Here is a 23,725-nt window from a genome sequence, read left to right as displayed (position 1 = left end):
CCGTGGTGCAGTCCAGCAACACACAATGGGCGCGCGTTCCACGCGCGCTCACCAACGGCGCAATGGCCAGTAAGGTTTTACTGGCAGGCCTCTCCCTCTATGTTGTGGGCCTGTGCGTAGTACCGTTGTTACTCCTGTTTGCCGAAATCGGTACAACCGAGCTGCCGACTGTTGCGGAAGTAATGGCTGCGCCAAGTACCCGTCTGGCCGCCTATCGAACGGTCGAAGCGAGCCTGGGAGCCACTGCGGTTTCGCTCGTTCTTGGAGGATATCTGGCGCTTGTGCTTGGCGCAGCGCGGCCCGTTGGGCGCGCTTTTTTGACGTTCCTGGTGCTGGTCCCCATGCTTGTTCCGGCCCAGATTGCCGCCCTCGCGTGGCTCGAGCTGACCGGTCCGTCCTCCGTTATTCTTGGAGCGATTGGCCTTGCGCCTGAGCCGGGCACACGCAACCCGCTTTATTCGCGGGAAGGCATTATACTGCTCATGGGTATTGAGCACATGCCGATCGTTTTCTTGGCCGTACGCGCGGGGCTTCGGTCGATACCCAACGATCTTCTGGAAGCTGGCAACCTTGCGGGCGCTGGGAGTATGCGCTCCCTTTGGCGGATTGTGTTCCCTCTGCTGCGGCCGAGTTTTCTCGCAGGCGGGGCCTTGGCCTTTGCTGCGGCGGTGGGGAATTTCGGCATTCCTGCTTTGCTGGGCATACCGGGGCGGTACACGATGCTGACGGCTCTGATCTATCAACGGCTGTCCGGGTTCGGCCCTTCTGTCCTTGGTGAGGTGGCCGTGTTGTCCCTCTTGCTGGCCTTGATTGCGGTGATTGCTCTTACCGCTCAGGGCTTTGCACAGGCACGCGCGCGGGTCGTTTTGTCCGGACAGGGCATGCCGGTGCAGTTCAAGGTGTCGCAGCGGACAAGGATTGCGCTTACGGTCAGTGTGCTGCTTCTTTTGATCCCTGCATCTGTGCTGCCTGTGTTTGCACTGGTGGGTACATCCGTTGTAAAGGCCCTTGGTCTGCCTTTGACCTCGGAGACAATGACGATTTCGCATTACGCAGATGTGCTGTCAAATTCAACGGCCCGGCGCGCCTTTGTCAATTCGGCATGGCTTTCTGCAGCATCCGCGGTCCTGAGCATGTTGATCGCTGTTCCGTTGGCTTGGATGATGCTCAACCGCCGCAACCGGCTGGCCCGGGTGCTCAATCGGTGCGCCGACTTGCCATATGCGCTGCCGGGTGTTGTGATCTCGATTGCCTTCATTCTGGCGTTTCTGCGGCCCATCCCCGTGCTGGGCATTGGTCTCTACGGGACTGGTTGGCTGATCCTTCTTGCCTATCTTGCGCGCTTTCTGGCGCTGAGCCTTCGTCCTGTCACGGCGGCGTTCGAAGCCATGGATCCTGCATTGGACGAGGCTGCGCGCATCGCTGGCGCGGGACCTGTGTTGCGCATGCGGCGCATTCTTCTGCCTTCGGTTGCACCTGCCGCCGGTGCCGGGGTGCTCCTTGTTGTGTTGTCTGCCTATAACGAACTGACCGTCTCAGCCCTGTTGTGGAGCCGCGGAAATGAGACCGTCGGGGTGCTTGTGTTCAACCTGTATGATGAGGGCAACGCGACAGGCGCCGCCGCCGCATCAGTCTTGGCCGTTGCCGTAACATTCGCTGCCGCCGCACTTGCGACTGCGATCGCGCGCTGGCTACCCAAAGGAGTTCTGCCATGGCAGGCCTGAAAATTTCCAATGTTCGCAAATCCTTCGGTGAAAAGCTCGTTTTGAACAATGTGTCCATGCACGTGGAGCCCGGAGAGTTTGTGGCCCTGCTTGGCCCATCAGGTTGCGGCAAGTCCACATTGCTCCGGCTGATTGCTGGATTTGAGGGGCTCGACGGCGGTGAAATTCACCTGAACGGGGCAGCGGTTTCTACCGCACGGACCCATGTGCCAACCGAGCGCCGTGGGCTGGGTATGGTGTTTCAATCCTATGCGTTGTGGCCACATATGTCGGTCTGGGACAATGTCGCATTTGCACTCGACGTGGACCGTGTCCCCGCCGCGGAGAAACGAAAACGTGTCGATCAGGCACTGGAGTCCGTTGGCTTGCAGGACTACACGCAGCGTCAGCCTGCGGAGCTTTCGGGTGGTCAGCGCCAGCGGGTTGCCTTGGCGCGGACCCTGGCGGCCCGCAATTCGGTTATTCTGCTTGATGAGCCGCTTGCCAACCTTGATGCCAATCTTCGCGAAACCATGCAGGACGAGTTCCGCAGAATTCATCGGGAGACTGGCGCTACAATGATCTTCGTAACCCACGATCAGTCGGAGGCGCTGGCTCTGGCAGACAGGGTCGCCGTGATGATGGACGGGGATCTTCGGCAAATTGACACACCGCGATATCTCTACAACAGGCCGCTTGACGTTGATGTTGCTCGGTTCATCGGTCGCGGCTCCGTCTTGCCGGTGGTTTGCTTGGAAGCTGGCACAGGGACCGCCCAGGTCGCCTTCGGGGGCGGAAATTTCACTGTTCATGCACCGCAAGGTTCTGCCTCCGGTCCTGCTGAGGTCTGCCTGAGGCCGGAGAACTGCCTGATTGCCGAAGAGACCGGATCATCGATAAAGGCGCGGGTTGTATCGGCCCGGTATACTGGCCCAAATACCTTGGTTTCGGTCGAGCTCTGTGATGGTGAGCCGTGCAATCTGTTGGCGACCTGTCCTGCAGAAGTCCCCGTAAGCCCAGGCGACGAGGTGTTTGTGCAGATTAAAGAAGGTTGGATGCTGCCCGTGCAAGAACGCTCAGCTGTAACGGCAAGTATATAAGAGTATTGGCGACCGTAGAATAGGCATCGGTCCAGGCAAATCCCTAATAGTGGATCGCAGTTTCAAAGCTGCGCTCCATAACAGGCCATCGAACCTGATTTTGCTGCCTCGTATCCTTTGGCAGTGCCTTGCGAAGTAAACGCAAAGGCTGCGCAAGGCAAACCGGCCTGAGAGTGACTGAAAAGTCGCTGGAAAGAGCAATAGCACACTCCAGCCGACGCAGCGTTCGCCCCGTTACGGCCGGGCGCTTTCTTGAGGGGGCGCATGTTGTATGATGTGCCTGCCTCCAAATGTATAAGTCCTGAACACAGCTCAACGGATTTGGGAACCTACTTTGTCAACAGAAACTAGGATGCTCAACAGCGTAAGAAAAGTGCTCGGCAGGTTTCCGTCTGTGGTTATTCCAGATTTTTTCAAAATATAAATCGATCTAAAACACTATTTAAAAAATATAAAACAAGCATATTTACAAACAATTTTCGATGAAATAGTTGCGTCTTTCAAATTGATGCATGTCAATAATAATTATCTTCGATGATCTATCCTAGGGGAATGCGAATCCGGTTCTTATCGATCGGGAGGTTCCTCATGTTGACGAAGTCCAAACTTCAGATTCATCAAGACAAAAACGCGCCACCTGTTCCTGATCTGCAATCATCTATCTACAACTTTAGATTTGGTCTTGGAGAAGTGTCTGGCGCGTGTTTGCTTTACAATTCCAGAACAAATGCTGTCCTCCGCATCTCAAAAAAGCTCGCATCGCAGCTGGACAACGCTCTAGACGCTTCGCCAATTACGGCAGAAGCCCTCACCAAAAGGCTGCCCGCAGATCTTGTGCAAGCACTTAAATCCGGTGGTTTTGTTGTTGATGCCAGCCTCGATGAACGGCGACTGTTGAAGGCCATGGACCAGAACGCCCGTTTTGGGAGTGCCAGGCTTGCGCTCACCATCGCACCTACCTTGGCCTGCAACTTCCGTTGCCCCTATTGCTATCAGGATCATAAGTCTCGACACATGAACGCGGAAGTGACGGAGCGCATCAAAGCTTTTGTAAGTAAACAACTTCGCTATCTGAGTGATTTTTCCGTGTCCTGGTACGGCGGCGAACCACTTTTGGTGAAAGACCGCGTTTTGGACCTGCAACGCTACTTCTTTGAAGCCTGCAAGGAAGCCAACGTGAATTTCGGCAGTTCCATGATTACCAATGGATATTTGCTGGAGGAGGAACTTGCACGCACACTCAGCAACACAGGCGTATCTTTTGTTCAGATTACACTTGATGGGGCCGCCCCTTCTCACAACAAGCGCCGCAAACTGAAGAATGGCCGAGGGACGTTTGATCGCATCTATGAAAACCTGAAGACCGCCAGTCGACACTTCGAGCGCATCAGCCTGCGGGTCAACATCGACAAGACCAACCCTGAGGATCTCGATATCATCCGCGACATGGTGGCCGCCGATGGCTTGTCAGACAAAGTCTACGTGTATCCAGGAAAGGTTGACGCCGTCACTGACGCGTCTCGAGCTTATGCCGAGAACTGTTATACGCGCCGCGAGTTTGCAGAATACGAAGTGCAAAGAGGCATGGAGGCGCTGACTAGGGGGCAGGATATTGAAACCTTTCCCAGACTTGGGAACGGGTGCGGGGCCATTTGCTCAAATGCATTTGTGATCGACCCTGATGGATACCTGTACAAATGCTGGAACGATGTGGGCGAACGAGATGCTTGTGTCGGGCAGCTCAGTGAGCAGGGGGAAACGTATCGCCCTCAACTTGCACAATGGGAGGCATTTGATCGCTTTGAAAGCGAAGAATGTCGGGCTTGCCCCTATCTGCCCCTGTGCATCGCTGGCTGTTCTTATGAGGAGATAGCCCAAGGCGACGCAAGCCATAAGTGTACAGAGTTTCGCTGGAATCTGGAGGAAATCGTAAAGTTGAAATATGTCAGCGATCTCCGGCACAGACTCCAAAGCGAAGGAGGTGCCTCCGTGTGAGGTGCAGGGCAAGCAAAGGAGACGGGACATGACAGACGCAAAACTCTCCAAGGAACTCAGTGATTTTCTCGATTCATTCGAGAACGAAATCGATGAAAAGCTTCGCGACGCAGGCCTGAATGACTTCATCTGGGTCAGAGATCCGGAAGTGGATCCCGGCGAAACCATTAGAGGTAACTGCGCTCCACAAGCCAGCTGTGGTGCGGACCGCTGCAAGAGCAAGATTGATATGTGCACGGTCAGATATTGCCACCGGAGGCATCTGTGCGCGGTCAACTGCCAAGTTGCGCAGGACTGCGCGCCGAAAGGCAGCTATTGCCACGGAAAACAGCTCTAGCGGCAAAGGCCGAATGAGCGGCCATGGCTACTTGAACGGGCGCTCCCGAAGTAAGGGGCTCCTTCAGAAAAACACAAGGATGGCAGATCCTCTCGACGCTTGACCCGATCTGCCATTCCTGCCTCAAGTCGCGCGAGGTTCACCATGACCATAGGGATCACGAACCCAATCCTGAAAAGCAGCCCGGCGACATCCTCTCGAATTGGCGTGAAACCATTCATTATTGCGGAAAGGGCTCTCAAGCCGCTTTCAGAAGCGAACATGTATGAGGCGCGCCATGATCGAGACCACTATCTGTCTCTTGAGCTGCCGACAGCACTTCGTGACCTCGGAATCAACGTGTCGCACCAAGAGAGCAGGGGCTATGCAGCACTGCGTCAACTTTCCCTTGCCCCTCCACAGGCCATGGAAGATCTGACGGGCGTGTTTCTGGAGAAGATTTGCAAAGACCTCTCCGCCCCCCTCAAGGCGGAGTTTGAAGCAATATGTTCAGGCTTTCTGCCAAGCTTTGCCGCAATTGAGCGGGAAAGCGGTTTTACCGCGGCGCCCGATCGCGCCGGTACACTGGCTTACGCCTTGTATCAGGGGGGGGCAGAAATAGATGAGGCACTGGCCTCCAGCGATCCTCAGCTCCACCAAAGACTTAAAAACCGAGTAGAAACATTCAAGGACAAGCACCTCAGGCTGGCAAAGTTCCTCTTCGACCGACCCTGGCATGAAGGACTAAGCCTAAGCAGTCTCATTGCTCAATATTGGCGTACCCTAGAGCCTTTCAGCGACGTTGCCATTACACAGCGCCCTCTGGGCTTTCCCGACGCTTTTTATGAACCCTCCTGGTTCGACTGGGGGCAGGGCCTTTTTCAAACGCTGCAGGGCACCAACCCCGAGCTGCAAAGGCCTGATGTTTCGGTTTTGCAAGACTTGGAGTGCACCGTGGATTGCGTTCTTGGAAACCACCAAGACCCAGCTTGCCGATTGGTTTCGTGGAACATGCTTCCCGACTTGCCCTTTTTTCGGAAAGAACACGCCATAACGCTGGACGCTGGTATTCCGCTTCTCGCAATTGCGGAAATTCTCTGCCACGAAGCCACGCACCACTTATATCATCTGGTAAACGCACCCGCGATGCAGCATAGCGCAGAGGGCGCCTTGGCTTGGATTCACTCACCGGTACTGAATGAGGGCTTTGCAGAGTACCACACTGGAGAATGCCTCAAGGCAGTTTTTCAAATCCATCCTGAACTGGCAATGTTGCATTATCTGCGACGGATATTCCAAGCTCAAGAAGACCAGAATGACGCCCATCTATCCGGATTTTCCCTGCTGAGTGGGCTGGCAACTCGTATGAGTGTCCGCGATCCAGTAGCTGTTGCCGATGAATGTGAGGCACTATTCAACGGCTACCGCAATGTAATGGCAACACCCTTCCTGAGCCTCATCTGGAATGCCAAGAACCCCTTGGATAGCTGTAGCATTGAAGCCATCGAGTTTCCCGATCGCGATTTCCTTATGGAGATGCTGCATTGACCAACAGCGAAATGGAAGTCGGCTTTGACTTTGATGAGAATAAGCCAGGCCCTGAGGGATTTTGCCGGCAGGAGGTCAGGTTTTGGAAACATCGCAGGGCCGATCTTCTGGATCGCATTCGGCACAATTCACCGGCCTTCTTCGAGAAGCTGATTGTCGATTTGCTGATGGCTATGGGCTATGGCGGCTCGCACAACAACGCAGCCGAGCAGCTTGGACGGTCTGGCGATGGCGGCGTTGATGGGGTGAACAACGAGGACAGGCTTGGCCTGGACAGGATCTATGTTCAGGCCAAGCGGTATGCTGAGGGCAACACCATTGGCCGTCCCGAGATACAAGGCTTTGTGGGCTCGCTGGTGGGGCTGGGAGCGACAAAGGGCGTCTTCGTGACAACCTCAAGCTTTTCCAAAGGGGCGGTTGAGTACGCCGAGAACCTGACGCAAAGGGTGATCCTTATTGATGGCAACCGGCTTGCTGACCTGATGATCGAGCACTGTGTCGGTACAAGGACGCGGCAGACGATCCAGATTCAGCGGCTGGACGAGGACTTTTTCTCCGAGGACGGTTGAGCGGCTGGGGCGCTCAATGAAGGCCGTGAGTGGTCAGCCGAATGGGTTACTCGCCGAGTTTATTCTGTTGCCTTGCAGCTTCCAAAGCGTGCGCATGCAAGCCCCTCAATACTTGGAGGGCTTCAGCTGCTCCGATTAAGCGTGTTTTGCCGTGCTTACTGGAGCTTTTTTGAGGGGTGTTGGATACACAAAAAGCCGCAGAGTTGCGGCTTTTAAGTCATTGACCTCTACAAGGGAAAGCGTGGTGCCGGCAGCAGGGATCGAACCCGCGACCCCCTGATTACAAGTCAGGTGCTCTACCATCTGAGCTATACCGGCGTCGCTGGAGGGCTTTTAAGGGGCTCTGGCCGGTTTGTAAATGCTTTTGGAAAAATTCTTTTCGGAAATTCACAGCTGGACCTCGAGCGGCGGCCTGCACCGGAAAAGCGTTGGCAGGTTTCTGCGGTTTTTCTAAGCCTTGTCATCCACAAGTCCCTGATGAAAAGCAGAGAATCCGACTGCGCGTCACGCTGGTTCGGCGCGTGCGCGGGTTGGTTATCCGCAGGTGAGTGGGGGGATCGATTATCTATTTTGCCGGGAAACTAAAGCAATTTCAGTGCCTTTTAGTTTTTCCAATCTCAAATTGATGCAACTCAATGTACCTAGTGAATGCTACCAATAGTTGTTTTGCCCGTGGGAAGAAAACCTAGAACTCTGGAGGTAGATTATGGGTTTCAAGAGGACCATGGGTCTTGTGGGGGCTGCGGCGATGCTTGCCACCACCGGGCAGGCGTTGGCGGCGGACCTGAGCCCGCAGCAAGATGCGGTGATGGCTGCTGCGGCATCACAAAAGAGCCCTTGGCAGATTCGTGTGCGCGCACTTGGTGTCATCACTGAGGACAGTGGCAGTGTGGATGGCATTGCTGGTTCCGACTTGTCTTACTCAGACACGGTCATTCCAGAGCTGGATATCACCTATTACTTTACGGATAACATTGCAGCTGAACTGATCCTCGGTACCACATGGGCCGATGTGAAGGGGGAAGGGTCGATTTCGGCACTGGGAACGGTAGGTGAGACATGGCTTTTGCCGCCTACACTCACTCTGCAGTATCACTTCACCAATTTCGGTCAGTTCAAACCCTATGTGGGTGCCGGGGTGAACTACACGATTTTCTATAGTCAGGACGGCAAGAACGCCATGTCCGATCTTGATATTGAAAACACGTGGGGAGCTGCATTGCAGGTCGGCTTCGATTACATGATCGACGACAACTGGGGTGTGAACCTGGATGTAAAGAAGCTCTTTCTTGAGCCAGACTACGACATCACCATGAATGACGGAACCAAGCTCTCCGGCAAGGCGGAGCTGAACCCATGGCTGGTTGGTGCCGGGATTACCTACCGCTTCTGATGGCAGCGGTTTGGTGAAGAGGAGGGCTTGAGCGGCGGTGCCACTCGAGCCCGATTTGTATTTTGCCCTTGGTGCCTATCAAAAACGGCCCACCAGCAGGTGCTGGCAGGCCGCGAACCTTCAAAGCGTAGGGATGGGCGCTCAGCCGAGGCCCATCTTCATGCGGGCAACATAAAGAGACAGAACGGCGGCATTTGAGACGTTGAGCGACTTGATCTCGCCGGGCATATCCAGCCGGGCGAGGGTGTCGCAGGCTTCTCGCACGCCCTGCCGCACGCCTTTTCCTTCCGAGCCGAGGACCAGGAGTATCTTCTCGGTGAACTCGGTATTTTCCAATGAAGCTGGGCCTTCGCTGTCCAGTGCGATGGCCTTGTACCCTTGTTCACGCATTTCATCGACAAACCGCGCCATGTTCGGCACGCGGACATGGCGGATCATATCGAGGGCGCCTGAGGCGGTTTTTGCCAGAACGGGCCCTTCTTCTGGGGCGTGTCGGCGCGTCGTGACGACAGCATCGGCGGACAAGGCAACGGCAGAGCGAAGGATCGCGCCAACATTATGGGGGTCGGTTACCTGGTCGAGGGCCAGCACCAACTTGCCGCGTTCCAGTTCCTCTGCGCCGTAGTGGGGCAGGGGATCAACGAACAGGGCAGCGCCCTGATGGACTGCATCCTTTGGCAAGAGCTTGTCGATGGCGCGGGGTGTTTCAACTTCAATGGGCACGTCTGGCTTTACACCGCGCTCTTCAAGGCGGCGTAGCGCGTTCTGGCTGATGACCAGCTTGTGGCGCTTGCGGGCCGGGTTGGCAAAGGCAGCTTCGACCGTGTGAAGGCCGTAGATGAAGAAGGGGCCGTCGTCCGTGTCGGGACGGCCACCCATGGCTTTCTTCTTCCAGGGCGGTATGCCGCCGCGGTGGCCGGCCTGTGGTTTATCTTTGAATTGTTTGGGGCGTTTGTTCTGGCTCATGAAGGTGAGCGATACAGCGCTGCGCATTTCTGTTCAATAAGTAAAACCGAATCCTTGTCTGCTGTTTATCCACACGAGAGGGCGGATGGAGGGCCTGTGACAATGGGAAAGCTTTGCCGGATCAATGGGGATAGCTTTTTGCGGCAAATGCTTGGCGACGGGCGCCGAAAGCCAAAGAGCGCGGGTTCCTGCGAAAAACTTGGCGAGCCGGAAATGGGTTTCGGGCATAAATCGGGCGGTGGACCGGAAAGGGGAGAAGGATTTGTTTCGTGTTCCTGTTGTTTTTGCACAATCTGTTGCAGATGGCCGTTGACACGGCGGGTCTACAACTGCATAAACCGCGCCACAGGAACGCGGTACCCGCTTGCGGCGTACAGCGGTCTGTCGAAGCTAGCTAAGCTGAAGGCGGTTCATTTGTCTTTTGCTTAGAGGTGTTTCGGAGGAGTGCCCGAGTGGCTAAAGGGGGCGGACTGTAAATCCGCTGGCTATGCCTACGTTGGTTCGAATCCAACCTCCTCCACCATTCACCGTTTGGTTTCGCGGGTGTAGCTCAATGGTAGAGCAACAGCCTTCCAAGCTGATGACGAGGGTTCGATTCCCTTCACCCGCTCCAATCTTTAGCTGCGCCAGAACGCGCGATCCTCAAAGGTTTTAATTGGGGCGGTTTGACGTTGGTTTGAGTCTGTGCCTCAGGACCTTGATAGTCTGAACTGCGGATTGGATAGAGAGTTACGCCTATGGCGAAGGAAAAGTTTGACCGTACGAAGCCGCACGTCAACATCGGCACAATTGGCCACGTTGACCACGGTAAGACCACTCTGACTGCTGCTATCACCAAGCAGTTCGGTGAGTTCAAGGCTTACGACGAAATCGACGGTGCACCTGAAGAGCGTGCACGCGGCATCACCATCTCAACTGCACACGTTGAGTATGAGACCGAAAACCGTCACTACGCTCACGTTGACTGCCCAGGTCACGCTGACTACGTGAAGAACATGATCACCGGTGCAGCGCAGATGGACGGCGCAATCCTGGTTGTGAACGCAGCTGATGGCCCAATGCCACAGACCCGCGAACACATCCTGCTTGCTCGTCAGGTTGGCGTTCCTGCTCTGGTTGTTTTCATGAACAAGGTTGACCAGGTAGATGACGAAGAACTTCTCGAGCTCGTCGAGATGGAAATTCGTGAACTGCTGTCCTCCTATGAATTCCCAGGCGACGACATTCCGATCGTAGCTGGTTCTGCTCTGGCAGCTCTGGAAGATCGCGACGACAACATCGGCAAGGACAAGATCACCGAGCTGATGGCTGCAGTTGACGAGTACATCCCAACTCCAGACCGTCCACGCGATCAGCCGTTCCTGATGCCAATCGAAGACGTGTTCTCCATCTCTGGCCGCGGTACTGTTGTAACCGGTCGTGTAGAGCGCGGCGTGATCAAGGTTGGTGAAGAAGTCGAGATCGTCGGCATCAAGGACACCGCCAAGACCACCGTTACCGGTGTTGAAATGTTCCGCAAGCTGCTCGATCAGGGTGAAGCTGGCGACAACATTGGCGCACTGATCCGCGGTGTTGGTCGTGAAGAAGTTGAGCGTGGCCAGGTTCTTTGTAAGCCGGGTTCTGTAACCCCGCACACGAAGTTCAAGGCAGAGGCATACATCCTGACCAAGGAAGAAGGCGGTCGTCACACCCCATTCTTCACTAACTACCGTCCACAGTTCTACTTCCGTACGACTGACGTGACCGGTGTTGTTAGCCTGCCGGAAGGCACTGAGATGGTTATGCCTGGCGATAACGTTTCCGTTTCTGTTGAGCTGATCGTTCCGATCGCAATGGAAGATGGTCTGCGTTTCGCTATCCGCGAAGGCGGCCGCACCGTTGGTGCTGGCGTCGTTGCTGAAATCATCGAATAAGATCAGTTGACCTGATCAAAGGTGTCGCCTATATCACGGCGACACCGGCCCTCTAACCGGGCCAGCAAGAGTTCTATCCGCCAAGGCGGGTTGATGCAGGGGTATAGCTCAGTTGGTAGAGCGACGGTCTCCAAAACCGTAGGTCGGGGGTTCGAACCCCTCTGCCCCTGCCATTTAACTCTTGATAAGCGAGCCTACATGGCTTAAAGAAGTTTTTTCTGATCATGGGGGCGCGTGGATCACTTCACGCGCCCACCTGTCGTGAGTTGGGCCGGTACCGGATGGCAAAAACCAATCCTTTTACTTTTCTACAGCAGGTTCGTTCTGAGACTGCGAAGGTTACATGGCCAACACGCCGTGAGACCGTGATTACCACTGTCATGGTGTTCATCATGGTGTTTCTGGCGGCCCTGTTTTTCTTGGCGGCTGACCAGTTGATGAGCTTTGTAATTTCTTACGTGCTTGGCCTTGCTGGCTAAAGTTCGCACTGGGAGCAGACTTTAAAAAATGGCTAAGCGCTGGTATATCGTTCACGCTTACTCCAACTTCGAGAAGAAGGTTGCTGAGGCTATCAAAGAGAAAGCCGCGCAGCAGGGGCTTGAGGACTTGTTTGAAGAGGTTCTCGTCCCGACGGAGAAGGTTACAGAAGTCCGTCGCGGTCGCAAGGTTGAAAGCGAGCGCAAATTCTTCCCTGGCTATGTGCTGGTGAAGATGGAGATGACCGACGAAGCGTATCACCTCATCAACGATACACCAAAGGTCTCCGGGTTCCTGGGGAACGACAAGAAGCCAATGCCGATTTCCGAATCCGAGGCTCGTCGTATTCAGGGCCAGGTTGAGGAGGGCGTGGAAGCGCCGCGGCCATCTATCAGTTTTGAAGTGGGTGAGCAGGTTCGCGTCAGCGACGGTCCATTCGCTTCCTTCTCCGGCCTTGTTGAAGAGGTCGATGAGGAGCGGGCACGTCTGAAAGTGACAGTGTCCATCTTCGGCCGGGCGACCCCGGTTGAACTCGAATACGGTCAGGTCGACAAGGTCGGCTAACCGTTTGACAAGGGGCGGCAGGTTTCGCGCACTTTCGCCGGTGCGCTTTCGGACCAGACCGCCCGCTCTCTTGTGTGCTGTAGCTTCAGTACACCCATTCCTTAATGGAGAGGATTATGGCGAAGAAAATTGAAGGTTACCTAAAGCTTCAGGTGCCGGCTGGCTCTGCTACGCCGTCCCCGCCAATCGGCCCAGCATTGGGTCAGCGCGGCCTGAACATCATGGAATTCTGTAAGGCGTTCAATGCGAAAACGCAGGACGTTGAAAAGGGTGCTCCGTGCCCGACGGTAATTACCTACTACTCTGATAAGTCTTTCTCTTTTGAGGTTAAGACTGCACCTGTTTCCTTCTTCCTGAAGAAGGCTGCCAACATCAAGTCTGGTTCCCAGACTCCAGGTCGCGGCACAGTTGCATCCGTAACCAAGGCGCAGGTTCGTGAGATCGCTGAAGCCAAGATGAAAGACCTCAATGCCAACGACATTGAATCAGCAATGCTGATGGTTGAAGGCTCTGCCCGTTCCATGGGCGTGGAAGTTACGGAGTAAGATCAATGGCTAAAGTAGGTAAGCGCACCAAAGCGGCCCGTGAAGGCCTTGATCGCGACAAGATTTATGCTCTTGGCGAAGCTGTAACCCTCGTCAAGGACCGCGCAACTGCAAAGTTCGACGAGAGTGTTGAAGTTGCAATCAACCTCGGTGTTGATCCTCGTCACGCTGACCAGATGGTTCGCGGCGCATGTGTGCTGCCACACGGCACCGGCAAGACCGTTCGTGTTGCAGTGTTTGCACGTGATGCCAAGGCTGAAGAAGCCAAGGCAGCTGGTGCTGACATCGTTGGCGCAGAAGATCTGGTTAAAGAAGTTCAGGATGGCAACATCAACTTCGACACCGTAATCGCTACTCCAGACATGATGCCACTGGTTGGTCGTCTGGGTAAGGTTCTCGGTCCTCGCGGCATGATGCCAAACCCTAAGGTTGGCACTGTTACTCCTGACGTCACCAAGGCAGTTAACGATGCCAAGGGTGGTGCAGTGCAGTTCCGCGTTGAGAAGGCTGGTATCATCCACGCTGGTGTTGGCAAGGTTTCTTTCGAGCCTACCAAGTTGGAAGAGAACATCAAGGCACTGGTAGATGCCGTTGTTAAGGCAAAGCCAACTGGCGCAAAGGGTACTTACCTGAAGCGCGTGGCACTGTCTTCCACAATGGGTCCAGGCCTGAAGGTTGAAGTTGCTTCCGTTACCGAATAAACGGTAACGCGAGCTAAGTTTCCCTCTCTTCTTTAAGGAGAGAGGGGTTCCAGTCAAATCCTTAGTGGGATTTGACGCCCCTGTCCGAGACTGCAGGTGTTGGTCCTTATGGGCCGACTTAAGCCAACCGGGCCTGCATAGATGGAGAAAGACCGATGACAAACACTTTGTTGGTTACCGGTTCGAACCGTACGGCCTTGCTGCAGCCATAACGGCGAGCGAGGGGACAGGAACCCTAAGCGTCGTTGTGGGGTCACTTCATGTGATCGCGTAGCGGCAAAGGCTAACCGGCGAAATCCCTTGAGGGTTTCGCTAAATGGAGTAGGCAAGTGGAAAGAGCGGAAAAGCAAAAGTTCGTGACGTCCTTCAACGAAGTGTTGTCCAACACTGGCGTTGCGGTTGTTGCGCACTATGCAGGCCTCTCTGTTTCCCAGATGACTCAGCTGCGCGCTGAGGCACGTGAAGCAGGTGGCACTGTAAGAGTTGCTAAGAACCGTCTTGTAAAGCTTGCCCTTCAAGGCACTGAGCTGGAGCACATCTCCGACCTGTTCCAGGGCCCAACCGTGATTGTCTATTCTGACGATCCAGTTGCAGCTCCTAAGGTCGCAGCAAACTTCGCCAAGGCAAACGACAAGTTCGTCATCCTTGGTGGTGCTCTCGGTTCTACTAACCTGGATGCTTCTGGCGTGAACGCGCTGGCTACAATGCCGTCTCTGGACGAGCTGCGTGGCAAGCTTGTTGGTCTGCTTCAGACCCCAGCGTCCCGCATCGCACAGGTTACAAGCGCACCGGCCGGGCAACTTGCTCGCGTCTTCAATGCGTATGCCGAAAAGGGCGAAGCCGCGTAAGGCGGAACCACTTAATTTTTGTCAAAACCCTAGCGGTTCGAACAGTAAGGTACATAGAAAATGGCTGATCTCGAAAAGATCGTTGAAGAACTCTCCACCCTCACCGTCATGGAAGCTGCTGAGCTGTCCAAGATGCTCGAAGAAAAGTGGGGCGTTTCCGCTGCTGCTCCTGTAGCTGTTGCTGCAGTTGCTGGTGGTGCAGATGCTGGTGCAGCTGCTGAAGAAAAGACCGAATTCGACGTGATCCTGGCAGACGCTGGCGCGAAGAAGATCAACGTAATTAAGGAAGTACGTGCGATCACCGGTCTTGGCCTTAAGGAAGCTAAGGAGCTCGTAGAAGGCGCTCCTAAGCCAGTTAAGGAAGCAGTTTCCAAGGACGAAGCAGAAGAGCTGAAGAAGAAGCTCGAAGAAGCTGGCGCAAAGGTCGAACTCAAGTAATTCTTGGGTTTCATATAACGGTCCCGGAGAAATCCGGGGCCGCCTTCTTACCCTGGCGGGTTTCCTTGCCGGGGTAAACGTCCCAAAAGGGACGGTTTCGCAAAATTGCGCGTGACTATTGAGAGTGTAGTTTCGCCGAACCGTCACCTTGAGTGATACGAGGAGCGACAATGACGCAGACGTTCAACGGTCGCAAAAGGGTCCGCAAGTACTTCGGGTCCATTCGCGATGTAGCGGCCATGCCGAACCTTATCGAAGTGCAGAAGGCATCTTATGATCAATTTCTGCAGGTCGAGAAGCCAGAGGGTGGCCGAGTTGAAGAAGGCCTTGAGGCCGTTTTCAAGTCCGTATTTCCGATTTCGGATTTTGCAGGCACTTCCCTTCTTGAGTTCGTATCCTACGAATTCGAGCATCCTAAATATGACGTAGACGAGTGTCGCCAGCGTGACATGACCTACGCAGCGCCACTCAAGCTGACGCTGCGCTTGATCGTGTTCGACGTTGATGAGGACACTGGCGCGAAGTCTGTCAAGGACATCAAGGAACAAGATGTCTACATGGGCGATATTCCGTTCATGACAGACAATGGTACCTTCATCATCAATGGTACCGAGCGTGTTATCGTTTCCCAGATGCACCGCTCTCCGGGTGTGTTCTTCGATCACGATAAAGGCAAGACGCACTCTTCCGGCAAGCTGCTGTTTGCCGCGCGCGTGATTCCTTACCGTGGTTCCTGGCTCGACATCGAGTTCGACGCCAAGGACATCGTCCACGCACGTATCGACCGTCGTCGTAAGATCCCTGTGACGTCACTTTTGATGGCGCTTGGTCTCGACCACGAAGAAATCCTGAATACCTTCTATCGCCGTATTGAGTACACCCGCATTGGCGAAAACGCTTGGCGCGCGCCATTTGATGCTGAGCGTCTGAAGGGTTCAAAGGCAAATCGTGATCTTATTGATGCCGACAGCGGTGAAGTCGTTGTCGAAGAAGGCAAGAAGATCACTGCGCGTACCATTCGCCAGCTCGAAGAGCAGGGCGTTTCAGCGCTGAAGATTGCTGACGAAGATCTCTATGCTCAGTTCCTCGCTGAGGATGTTGTCGACCCAAGCACCGGTGAAATCTTCGGTGAAGCAGGCGACGAGCTTAACGAAAAGACACTGGCTGAATTCATCGAGCGCGGGTTCCATGACCTTGCGATCCTCGATATCGACCATGTGAACACCGGCGCCTACATTCGCGACACGCTTGCTGCTGACAAGAATGATAACCGCGAAGAAGCGCTGTTCGACATCTACCGCGTCATGCGTCCAGGTGAGCCGCCAACCATAGAAACTGCAGAAGCGATGTTCCATTCGCTGTTCTTCGATGCGGAGCGTTATGACCTGTCCGCCGTTGGCCGCGTTAAGATGAACATGCGCATGGACCTTCAGTGTGAAGACACTGTTCGCGTGCTGCGCAAGGAAGACATTCTCGCTGTTATTGCGACCCTTCTGGACATGCGTGATGGCCGTGGTGAAATCGATGATATCGATAACCTCGGTAACCGCCGCGTACGTTCCGTTGGTGAGCTGATGGAAAACCAGTACCGTGTTGGTCTTCTGCGTATGGAACGTGCGATCAAGGAGCGTATGAGCTCTGTTGAGATCGACACCGTGATGCCGCAGGATCTGATCAACGCGAAGCCTGCTGCAGCCGCAGTGCGCGAGTTCTTTGGTTCATCTCAGCTGTCACAGTTCATGGACCAGACCAACCCGCTGTCAGAAGTCACGCACAAGCGTCGTCTTTCTGCTCTCGGCCCAGGTGGTTTGACCCGCGAACGCGCAGGCTTTGAAGTTCGCGACGTGCACCCAACGCACTATGGCCGTATCTGTCCGATTGAGACCCCTGAAGGTCCGAACATCGGTCTGATCAACTCCTTGGCGACCTACGCCCGTGTCAACAAGTACGGCTTTATCGAAAGCCCGTACCGTAAGGTTGTCGACGGCAAGGTGTCTCGTGACGTGGTCTATCTCTCCGCAATGGAAGAGAGCAAGTATTACGTTTCTCAGGCAAACGCCGAGTTGAATGACGACTTTGAGTTCGTTTCCGATCTGGTGCAGTGTCGTCACGCTGGTGAAAACATTCTTGTTCCGCCAAGCCGCGTTGACCTAATGGACGTGTCTCCGAAGCAGCTGGTTTCCGTTGCTGCATCGTTGATCCCGTTCCTTGAAAACGATGACGCGAACCGCGCACTTATGGGTTCCAACATGATGCGTCAGGCGGTGCCATTGGTCCGCGCTGAAGCACCATACGTTGGCACTGGCATGGAGCCGGTTGTTGCTCGTGACTCTGGTGCTGCTATCGGCGCACGTCGCGGCGGTGTCGTTGACCAGGTTGATGCGACCCGTATCGTTATCCGTGCGACAGAGGATCTGGATCCGTCCAAGTCTGGCGTTGACATCTATCGCCTCTTGAAGTTCCAGCGCTCCAACCAGGACACCTGTATCAACCAGCGTCCGCTGGTGAACGTGGGTGACCGCGTGGAGAAGGGCGACATCATCGCTGATGGTCCGTCCACTGATCTTGGTGATCTGGCTCTGGGTCGTAACGTGCTCGTGGCGTTCATGCCATGGAACGGCTACAACTTCGAAGACTCCATTCTTCTTTCCGAGCGCATCGTTCGCGATGACGTATTCACCTCCATCCACCTCGAAGAATTCGAAGTGATGGCGCGTGATACCAAGCTTGGCCCTGAAGAAATCACACGCGACATTCCGAACGTTTCTGAAGAGGCTCTGAAGAACCTCGATGAAGCCGGTATTGTTTACGTGGGTGCTGAGGTTAAGCCTGGCGACATTCTCGTTGGCAAGATCACGCCAAAGGGCGAAAGCCCAATGACGCCGGAAGAAAAGCTTCTGCGCGCCATCTTTGGTGAGAAGGCGTCTGACGTTCGTGATACCTCGCTGCGCCTGTCTCCAGGTGTGTCCGGTACCGTTGTTGAGGTTCGCGTCTTTAACCGCCACGGTGTGGAAAAAGACGAGCGCGCGATGTCCATCGAGCGTGAAGAAATCGAACGCCTCGCAAAGGACCGTGACGACGAACAGGCAATTCTTGACCGTAACGTCTATGGCCGTCTGGCCGAGATGATCATGGGTCATGTGGCTGTTGGTGGTCCGAAGAACTTCCGCAAGGGTGTTGAGATCGACGGTAATGTTCTCAACGAGTTCCCACGTTCACAGTGGTGGCAGTTTGCGGTCGAAGACGAAAAGCTCATGAGCGAGCTGGAAGCTCTTCGCGGTTCTTATGACGAAAGCCGCAAGCGTCTCGAGCAGCGTTTCATCGACAAGGTTGAGAAGCTGCAGCGTGGTGACGAGTTGCCACCTGGCGTGATGAAGATGGTCAAGGTCTTCGTTGCTGTGAAGCGCAAGATCCAGCCAGGCGACAAGATGGCTGGCCGTCACGGTAACAAGGGTGTGGTCTCCAAGATCAACCCGAACGAAGACATGCCGTTCCTCGAAGATGGAACGCACGTTGACATCGTTCTGAACCCGCTGGGTGTGCCGTCGCGCATGAACGTTGGTCAGATCCTGGAAACGCACCTTGGCTGGGCCTGTGCGGGCATGGGTAAGAAGATCGGCGAGCTTTACGATCAGTACCGCAAGACCGGTGAGATTGAGCAGCTTCGCGGCAAGGTCATCGAGATCTATGGCGACAACCTCAAGGGTGACCCGGTTCAGGAATACGATGACGCGGGTATTGCAAAGCTGGGTGAGCAGCTGAAGAAGGGCGTGTCCATTGCGACACCAGTCTTCGACGGCGCACGCGAGCCAGACGTTGTTGACATGCTCAACATCGCCGAGGTGAAGCCATCCGGTCAGTCAACCCTGTTCGATGGCCGTACTGGTGAACAGTTCGACCGTCAGGTGACTGTGGGCTACATCTACATGCTGAAGCTCCACCACCTGGTTGACGACAAGATCCACGCTCGTTCCATTGGCCCATACTCCCTCGTTACTCAGCAGCCGCTGGGTGGTAAGGCGCAGTTTGGTGGTCAGCGCTTCGGTGAGATGGAGGTGTGGGCACTGGAAGCTTACGGTGCTGCATACACCCTTCAGGAAATGCTTACCGTCAAGTCTGATGACGTGGCAGGTCGTACGAAGGTTTATGAAGCCATCGTTCGCGGTGATGACACGTTCGAAGCCGGTATCCCGGAGAGCTTCAACGTTCTCGTCAAGGAAATGCGCTCACTCGGTCTTAACGTCGAGTTGCAGGATAAGGAACCGCGTCATCCGGTTAACGATGACGCAACGGCTGCGGATGCTGCGGAATAAACATCCAGTGACGCATCCCGCCCAGAACATTCACTTGATGCCGGTTGTTGGGGAGTTCGCTGTTCGCGAACTCCCTCGCCGCGCATGTTAGGAGAGAGCCGATGTCGCAAGAGGTCATGAACCTGTTCAATCAACAGGCTCCCGCGCAGAACTTCGATCATATCCGCATCTCGATTGCCAGCCCGGAAAAGATCCTTTCCTGGTCATTTGGTGAGATCAAGAAGCCGGAAACGATCAACTACCGCACGTTCAAGCCAGAGCGTGAAGGGTTGTTCTGTGCTCGCATCTTCGGTCCAATCAAGGACTACGAGTGCTTGTGCGGTAAGTATAAGCGCATGAAGTACAAAGGCGTTATCTGTGAAAAGTGTGGCGTTGAAGTCACCCTTTCCCGCGTACGCCGTGAACGCATGGGGCACATTGAGCTTGCAGCTCCTGTCGCTCACATCTGGTTCCTGAAGTCTCTGCCATCCCGCATTGGCCTTCTTCTGGACATGACTCTCAAGGATCTTGAGCGCGTTCTGTACTTCGAAAACTACATTGTTCTCGAACCAGGTCTTACTCCTCTGAAGCAGCACCAGTTGCTCTCGGAAGAAGAGTATGTGCTGGCTCAGGACGAGTACGGTGAAGATGCCTTTACCGCCATGATCGGCGCGGAAGCGATCCGCGAAATCATGGCGAGCATGGACCTTCAGGCTGAAAGCGAAAAGATCCGTCAGGAAATCGCTGAAGCGACCACAGAGCTGAAGCCTAAGAAGTTGGCGAAGCGCTTGAAGGTGGTTGAGGCGTTCATCGAGTCAGGTAACCGTCCTGAATGGATGATCATGACCGTTGTTCCAGTCATTCCACCGGATCTTCGTCCGCTGGTTCCGCTGGATGGTGGCCGCTTTGCGACTTCAGATCTGAACGATCTGTATCGCCGTGTGATCAACCGTAACAACCGTTTGAAGCGTCTGATCGAGCTGCGTGCGCCGGATATCATTATCCGTAACGAAAAGCGCATGCTGCAGGAATCTGTTGATGCTCTGTTCGATAACGGCCGCCGCGGCCGTGTCATTCAGGGTGCCAACAAGCGTCCGCTCAAGTCGCTTTCCGACATGCTGAAGGGTAAGCAGGGTCGCTTCCGTCAGAACCTTCTTGGTAAGCGCGTGGACTACTCCGGTCGTTCCGTTATTACCGTGGGTCCTGAGCTGAAGCTGCACCAGTGTGGTCTGCCGAAGAAGATGGCGCTTGAGCTGTTCAAGCCGTTCATCTATTCGCGTCTTGACGCCAAGGGCTTCTCTTCAACCGTCAAGCAAGCCAAGAAGCTGGTTGAGAAAGAACGTCCGGAAGTTTGGGATATCCTTGATGAGGTTATCCGCGAGCACCCGGTTCTGCTTAACCGTGCGCCTACGCTGCACCGCCTCGGCATTCAGGCATTCGAGCCTACGCTGATTGAAGGTAAGGCTATTCAGCTGCACCCGCTTGTCTGTTCTGCGTTCAACGCTGACTTTGACGGCGACCAGATGGCTGTTCACGTACCGCTCTCGCTGGAAGCCCAGCTGGAAGCGCGTACGCTGATGATGTCTACCAACAACATTCTGCATCCGGCGAACGGTGGTCCGATCATCGTGCCGTCTCAGGATATTGTTCTTGGTCTCTACTATCTGTCCATTATGGCAGAAGGTGAGCCAGGTGAGGGCATGGCTTTTGGTAACCTGGGCGAATTGCACCACGCGTTGGAAAGCAAGGCCATCACGGTTCACACCAAGATCCGTGGCCGCTTCAAGACCGTTGATGAGTTCGGTCAGCCAGTCTCCAAGATCTATGAGACCACTCCAGGTCGCATGATGATTGCGGAACTGCTGCCTAAGCACCACGAAGTTCCTTTCGACGTCTGTAACAAGCTGATGACGAAGAAAGAGATCTCCAAGATGATCGACACGGTTTACCGTGCAACCGGTCAGAAGGAGACTGTGATCTTCTGTGACCGCATCATGGAACTCGGCTTCAAGAATGCGTGCCGCGCGGGTATTTCGTTCGGTAAGGACGACATGCTTATCCCTGACAACAAGTGGCAGCTGGTTGATGCAACCACAACCATGGTCAAGGAATATGAGCAGCAGTACAACGACGGTCTGATCACCCAGGGTGAGAAGTACAACAAGGTTGTTGATGCTTGGGCCAAGTGTACCGACAAGGTCGCTGACGAGATGATGAAGCGCATCTCGGCTGTCGAGTTTGACGAAGAGAGCGGTCGTCAGAAGCAGATGAACTCTGTTTACATGATGGCTCACTCCGGTGCGCGTGGTTCTCCAGCACAGATGAAGCAGCTCGGCGGTATGCGCGGTCTGATGGCTAAGCCGGATGGCTCGATCATCGAAAACCCGATTATCGCGAACTTCAAGGAAGGTCTGTCCGTTCTTGAGTACTTCAACTCCTCGCACGGTGCTCGTAAGGGTCTTGCGGATACGGCGCTTAAGACCGCTAACTCCGGTTACCTTACCCGTCGTCTGGTTGACGTTGCTCAGGACAGCATCATTCTTGAAGAAGACTGTGGTTCTGAAGGCGGTATCTCTGTTCAGGCGATCATTGACGCCGGTAACGTGATTGCGTCACTGGGTAGTCGTGTTCTCGGCCGTACAGCGGCTGAAGACGTCTACAACAACGCAACCGGTGAGCTGATCGTTTCCAAGGGCACGCTGATCGATGAGAAGGACGTGGATGCTATTGAGGCAGCCAAGGTCCAGATGATCAAGATCCGCTCTGTTCTGACCTGTGAGACCAAGACTGGTGTGTGTGCGGCGTGTTATGGTCGTGACCTAGCACGTGGTACGCCGGTGAACATCGGTGAGGCTGTTGGTGTTATTGCTGCACAGTCCATTGGTGAGCCTGGTACTCAGCTGACCATGCGTACCTTCCACATTGGTGGTACGGCACAGGTTGTTGACAGCTCCTTCATCGAAGCCAACTTCGACGGTACCATCAAGACACGTAACCGCAACGTGGTTCGTGACTCCGATGGCAACAACATCGTCATGGCCCGTAACATGTCCATCATCGTGGTCGACAGCGACGGCAACGAGCGTGCATCACATCGTCTGATGTACGGTTCCAAGTTGCACGTTGACGAAGGTGATAGCATCAAGCGCGGCCAGCGTCTGGCTGAGTGGGATCCATACACCCGTCCGATCCTGACCGAGGTGTCCGGTCGCGTGGCCTTTGAAGATCTCGTTGACGGCTCTTCCGTCAAGGAGACCACCGATGAGGCAACTGGTATCACCAAGCGTATCGTCATTGACTGGCGTTCGTCTCAGCGCGGTTCTGATCTGAAGCCTGCAATGGTCATTCAGGACGAAAGCGGCAAGCCAATGAAGTTGCCACGTGGTGGTGACGCTCGTTCGCTTCTGTCAGTTGACGCGATCCTGTCCGTTCAGCCGGGCGATGTCGTTCATGCGGGTGACGTTCTTGCGCGTATTCCTCTGGAAAGCGCGAAGACCAAGGACATTACCGGTGGTCTGCCACGCGTTGCTGAACTGTTCGAAGCTCGCCGTCCGAAGGATCACGCGATCATCGCAGAACTCGATGGTACGATCCGCTTTGGCCGCGACTACAAGAACAAGCGTCGCATCATCATCGATCCGACCGACGAGAGCCTAGAGCCGGTTGAATACCTCATTCCGAAGGGCAAGCACTTCCACCTGCAGGAAGGCGACACCATCGAGAAGGGTGAATACCTGCTGGACGGTAACCCAGCTCCGCACGACATCCTTGCCATTAAGGGTGTTGAGGCACTGGCTGCTTACCTCGTCAACGAAATCCAGGAGGTTTACCGCCTCCAGGGTGTGGGCATCAACGATAAGCACATTGAAGTTATCGTGCGTCAGATGCTCCAGAAGGTTGAGATCACTGATCCGGGTGAGACCGAATACTTCGCTGGTGAGCAGATCGATCGCATCGATCTCGAAGAGGCAAATCAGAAGGCGATCGACAATGCTCGTGATCCTGCCAAGGCGGTTCCAGTTCTGCTGGGTATCACCAAGGCGTCCTTGCAGACCCGTTCGTTCTTCTCTGCTGCATCGTTCCAGGAAACCACTCGTGTCCTGACCGAAGCTGCAGTTGCTGGCAAGATCGATCCATTGGATGGTCTGAAGGAAAACGTGATCGTGGGTCGTTTGATCCCGGCAGGTACCGGCGGAACCATGAATCGGATCCGCAAGGTTGCAACCCTGCGCGACGATCTGATCATGGATGCACGCCGTGCAGCATCAACCGCAGGAACTGCGGATGCGATGCTGGAAGACTTCAGCGGCGGACTGGACTGATCGCTGACTTGCAAGATCTAAAGAGGCCGCCCAGT

General features: G+C 54.8%; 18 protein-coding genes and 4 tRNA genes. 19 read left to right on the top strand and 3 right to left on the bottom strand.

Annotation, left to right across the window (positions count from 1 at the left end):
- Window positions 1-2 precede the first annotated feature (2 nt).
- The 4 genes from Q3Y58_RS13415 (at window position 3) to Q3Y58_RS13400 (ending at window position 5,135) form a co-directional block, all read left to right on the top strand.
- Window positions 3-1,724 (top strand): ABC transporter permease, encoded by a 1,722-nt coding sequence (locus Q3Y58_RS13415; RefSeq protein WP_319622585.1) that lies wholly within the window; start codon window positions 3-5, stop codon window positions 1,722-1,724.
- Window positions 1,712-2,803 (top strand): ABC transporter ATP-binding protein, encoded by a 1,092-nt coding sequence (locus Q3Y58_RS13410; RefSeq protein WP_319622584.1) that lies wholly within the window; start codon window positions 1,712-1,714, stop codon window positions 2,801-2,803. The genes Q3Y58_RS13415 and Q3Y58_RS13410 overlap by 13 nt, the downstream gene beginning before the upstream one ends.
- Window positions 2,804-3,391: 588 nt before the next feature.
- Window positions 3,392-4,798, top strand: coding sequence for a radical SAM/SPASM domain-containing protein (locus Q3Y58_RS13405; RefSeq protein WP_319622583.1), 1,407 nt, complete (start codon window positions 3,392-3,394; stop codon window positions 4,796-4,798).
- Window positions 4,799-4,826: 28 nt separating this feature from the next.
- Window positions 4,827-5,135, top strand: a complete 309-nt coding sequence (locus tag Q3Y58_RS13400; RefSeq protein WP_319622582.1) for a hypothetical protein — start codon at window positions 4,827-4,829, stop codon at window positions 5,133-5,135.
- Here the strand turns inward: Q3Y58_RS13400 and Q3Y58_RS13395 are convergent.
- Window positions 5,132-5,398 carry a hypothetical protein gene (locus Q3Y58_RS13395; RefSeq protein WP_319622581.1) on the bottom strand — a complete coding sequence of 89 codons (267 nt, stop codon included), beginning with the start codon at window positions 5,396-5,398 and terminating at the stop codon, window positions 5,132-5,134. The two genes, Q3Y58_RS13400 and Q3Y58_RS13395, sit on opposite strands and share 4 nt — an antisense overlap.
- Here Q3Y58_RS13395 and Q3Y58_RS13390 point away from each other — a divergent pair.
- Together Q3Y58_RS13390 and Q3Y58_RS13385 are read left to right on the top strand one after the other, a co-directional pair.
- Window positions 5,397-6,662, top strand: a complete 1,266-nt coding sequence (locus Q3Y58_RS13390; RefSeq protein WP_319622580.1) for a hypothetical protein — start codon at window positions 5,397-5,399, stop codon at window positions 6,660-6,662. The genes Q3Y58_RS13395 and Q3Y58_RS13390 overlap by 2 nt on opposite strands.
- Window positions 6,659-7,231, top strand: a complete 573-nt coding sequence (locus Q3Y58_RS13385; protein WP_319622579.1) for a restriction endonuclease — start codon at window positions 6,659-6,661, stop codon at window positions 7,229-7,231. The genes Q3Y58_RS13390 and Q3Y58_RS13385 overlap by 4 nt, the downstream gene beginning before the upstream one ends.
- Before the next feature lie 242 nt (window positions 7,232-7,473).
- Here the strand turns inward: Q3Y58_RS13385 and Q3Y58_RS13380 are convergent.
- Window positions 7,474-7,549: transfer RNA gene (locus Q3Y58_RS13380), tRNA-Thr, on the bottom strand.
- Between the two features lie 388 nt (window positions 7,550-7,937).
- Here Q3Y58_RS13380 and Q3Y58_RS13375 point away from each other — a divergent pair.
- Complete coding sequence (locus Q3Y58_RS13375; protein ID WP_319622578.1) at window positions 7,938-8,624, top strand: OmpW/AlkL family protein; 687 nt, start codon at window positions 7,938-7,940, stop codon at window positions 8,622-8,624.
- 141 nt (window positions 8,625-8,765) lie between these two features.
- Here Q3Y58_RS13375 and Q3Y58_RS13370 read toward each other — a convergent pair whose 3' ends face one another.
- Window positions 8,766-9,617 (bottom strand): TrmH family RNA methyltransferase, encoded by an 852-nt coding sequence (locus Q3Y58_RS13370; protein WP_319622577.1) that lies wholly within the window; start codon window positions 9,615-9,617, stop codon window positions 8,766-8,768.
- 411 nt (window positions 9,618-10,028) lie between these two features.
- Here Q3Y58_RS13370 and Q3Y58_RS13365 point away from each other — a divergent pair.
- The 12 genes from Q3Y58_RS13365 (at window position 10,029) to rpoC (ending at window position 23,690) form a co-directional block, all read left to right on the top strand.
- Window positions 10,029-10,113 (top strand) — tRNA-Tyr (locus tag Q3Y58_RS13365).
- 16 nt (window positions 10,114-10,129) lie between these two features.
- Window positions 10,130-10,203: transfer RNA gene (locus tag Q3Y58_RS13360), tRNA-Gly, on the top strand.
- A gap of 124 nt (window positions 10,204-10,327) precedes the next feature.
- Complete coding sequence (gene tuf, locus Q3Y58_RS13355) at window positions 10,328-11,503, top strand: elongation factor Tu (RefSeq protein ID WP_274218759.1); 1,176 nt, start codon at window positions 10,328-10,330, stop codon at window positions 11,501-11,503.
- A 97-nt stretch (window positions 11,504-11,600) separates the two neighbouring features.
- Window positions 11,601-11,676, top strand: a tRNA-Trp gene (locus Q3Y58_RS13350).
- 108 nt (window positions 11,677-11,784) lie between these two features.
- Window positions 11,785-11,982, top strand: coding sequence for a preprotein translocase subunit SecE (gene secE, locus Q3Y58_RS13345; RefSeq protein WP_274218760.1), 198 nt, complete (start codon window positions 11,785-11,787; stop codon window positions 11,980-11,982).
- 28 nt (window positions 11,983-12,010) lie between these two features.
- Entirely contained in the window at window positions 12,011-12,544 is a 534-nt protein-coding gene (nusG, locus tag Q3Y58_RS13340; RefSeq protein ID WP_319622576.1) for a transcription termination/antitermination protein NusG, read from the top strand.
- A gap of 116 nt (window positions 12,545-12,660) precedes the next feature.
- Complete coding sequence (rplK, locus tag Q3Y58_RS13335) at window positions 12,661-13,089, top strand: 50S ribosomal protein L11 (protein ID WP_274218762.1); 429 nt, start codon at window positions 12,661-12,663, stop codon at window positions 13,087-13,089.
- A gap of 5 nt (window positions 13,090-13,094) precedes the next feature.
- The gene (gene rplA, locus Q3Y58_RS13330; protein WP_274218763.1) at window positions 13,095-13,790 is read left to right on the top strand and encodes a 50S ribosomal protein L1; all 696 of its coding nucleotides are present in this window, start codon (window positions 13,095-13,097) and stop codon (window positions 13,788-13,790) included.
- A 329-nt stretch (window positions 13,791-14,119) separates the two neighbouring features.
- Window positions 14,120-14,638, top strand: a complete 519-nt coding sequence (gene rplJ / locus Q3Y58_RS13325) for a 50S ribosomal protein L10 (RefSeq protein WP_274218764.1) — start codon at window positions 14,120-14,122, stop codon at window positions 14,636-14,638.
- Window positions 14,639-14,698: 60 nt separating this feature from the next.
- Complete coding sequence (gene rplL / locus Q3Y58_RS13320) at window positions 14,699-15,076, top strand: 50S ribosomal protein L7/L12 (RefSeq protein ID WP_274218765.1); 378 nt, start codon at window positions 14,699-14,701, stop codon at window positions 15,074-15,076.
- Window positions 15,077-15,246: 170 nt separating this feature from the next.
- Entirely contained in the window at window positions 15,247-19,389 is a 4,143-nt protein-coding gene (gene rpoB / locus Q3Y58_RS13315) for a DNA-directed RNA polymerase subunit beta (RefSeq protein WP_319622575.1), read from the top strand.
- 101 nt (window positions 19,390-19,490) lie between these two features.
- Window positions 19,491-23,690, top strand: a complete 4,200-nt coding sequence (rpoC, locus tag Q3Y58_RS13310; protein WP_274218767.1) for a DNA-directed RNA polymerase subunit beta' — start codon at window positions 19,491-19,493, stop codon at window positions 23,688-23,690.
- The last annotated feature ends 35 nt before the right edge of the window (window positions 23,691-23,725 follow it).

The sequence above is a fragment of the Nesiotobacter zosterae genome (genome assembly GCF_033843645.1).
GTDB classification, from domain to species: domain Bacteria; phylum Pseudomonadota; class Alphaproteobacteria; order Rhizobiales; family Stappiaceae; genus Pseudovibrio; species Pseudovibrio zosterae.
The sequence above is the reverse complement of the archived record's forward strand: the minus strand, read 5'-3'. Positions and strand labels throughout refer to the sequence as shown.

Bases quoted from the DNA above. Each gene is read 5' to 3' on its own strand.
- Q3Y58_RS13410 (WP_319622584.1), top strand. From the start codon at position 1,712: ATGGCAGGCCTGAAAATTTCCAATGTTCGCAAATCCTTCGGTGAAAAG.
- Q3Y58_RS13405 (WP_319622583.1), top strand. From the start codon at position 3,392: ATGTTGACGAAGTCCAAACTTCAGATTCATCAAGACAAAAACGCGCCA.
- Q3Y58_RS13400 (WP_319622582.1), top strand. From the start codon at position 4,827: ATGACAGACGCAAAACTCTCCAAGGAACTCAGTGATTTTCTCGATTCA.
- Q3Y58_RS13390 (WP_319622580.1), top strand. From the start codon at position 5,397: ATGTATGAGGCGCGCCATGATCGAGACCACTATCTGTCTCTTGAGCTG.
- Q3Y58_RS13395 (WP_319622581.1), bottom strand. From the start codon at position 5,398: ATGTTCGCTTCTGAAAGCGGCTTGAGAGCCCTTTCCGCAATAATGAAT.
- Q3Y58_RS13375 (WP_319622578.1), top strand. From the start codon at position 7,938: ATGGGTTTCAAGAGGACCATGGGTCTTGTGGGGGCTGCGGCGATGCTT.
- Q3Y58_RS13370 (WP_319622577.1), bottom strand. From the start codon at position 9,617: ATGCGCAGCGCTGTATCGCTCACCTTCATGAGCCAGAACAAACGCCCC.
- tuf (WP_274218759.1), top strand. From the start codon at position 10,328: ATGGCGAAGGAAAAGTTTGACCGTACGAAGCCGCACGTCAACATCGGC.
- secE (WP_274218760.1), top strand. From the start codon at position 11,785: ATGGCAAAAACCAATCCTTTTACTTTTCTACAGCAGGTTCGTTCTGAG.
- nusG (WP_319622576.1), top strand. From the start codon at position 12,011: ATGGCTAAGCGCTGGTATATCGTTCACGCTTACTCCAACTTCGAGAAG.
- rplK (WP_274218762.1), top strand. From the start codon at position 12,661: ATGGCGAAGAAAATTGAAGGTTACCTAAAGCTTCAGGTGCCGGCTGGC.
- rplA (WP_274218763.1), top strand. From the start codon at position 13,095: ATGGCTAAAGTAGGTAAGCGCACCAAAGCGGCCCGTGAAGGCCTTGAT.
- rplL (WP_274218765.1), top strand. From the start codon at position 14,699: ATGGCTGATCTCGAAAAGATCGTTGAAGAACTCTCCACCCTCACCGTC.
- rpoB (WP_319622575.1), top strand. From the start codon at position 15,247: ATGACGCAGACGTTCAACGGTCGCAAAAGGGTCCGCAAGTACTTCGGG.
- rpoC (WP_274218767.1), top strand. From the start codon at position 19,491: ATGTCGCAAGAGGTCATGAACCTGTTCAATCAACAGGCTCCCGCGCAG.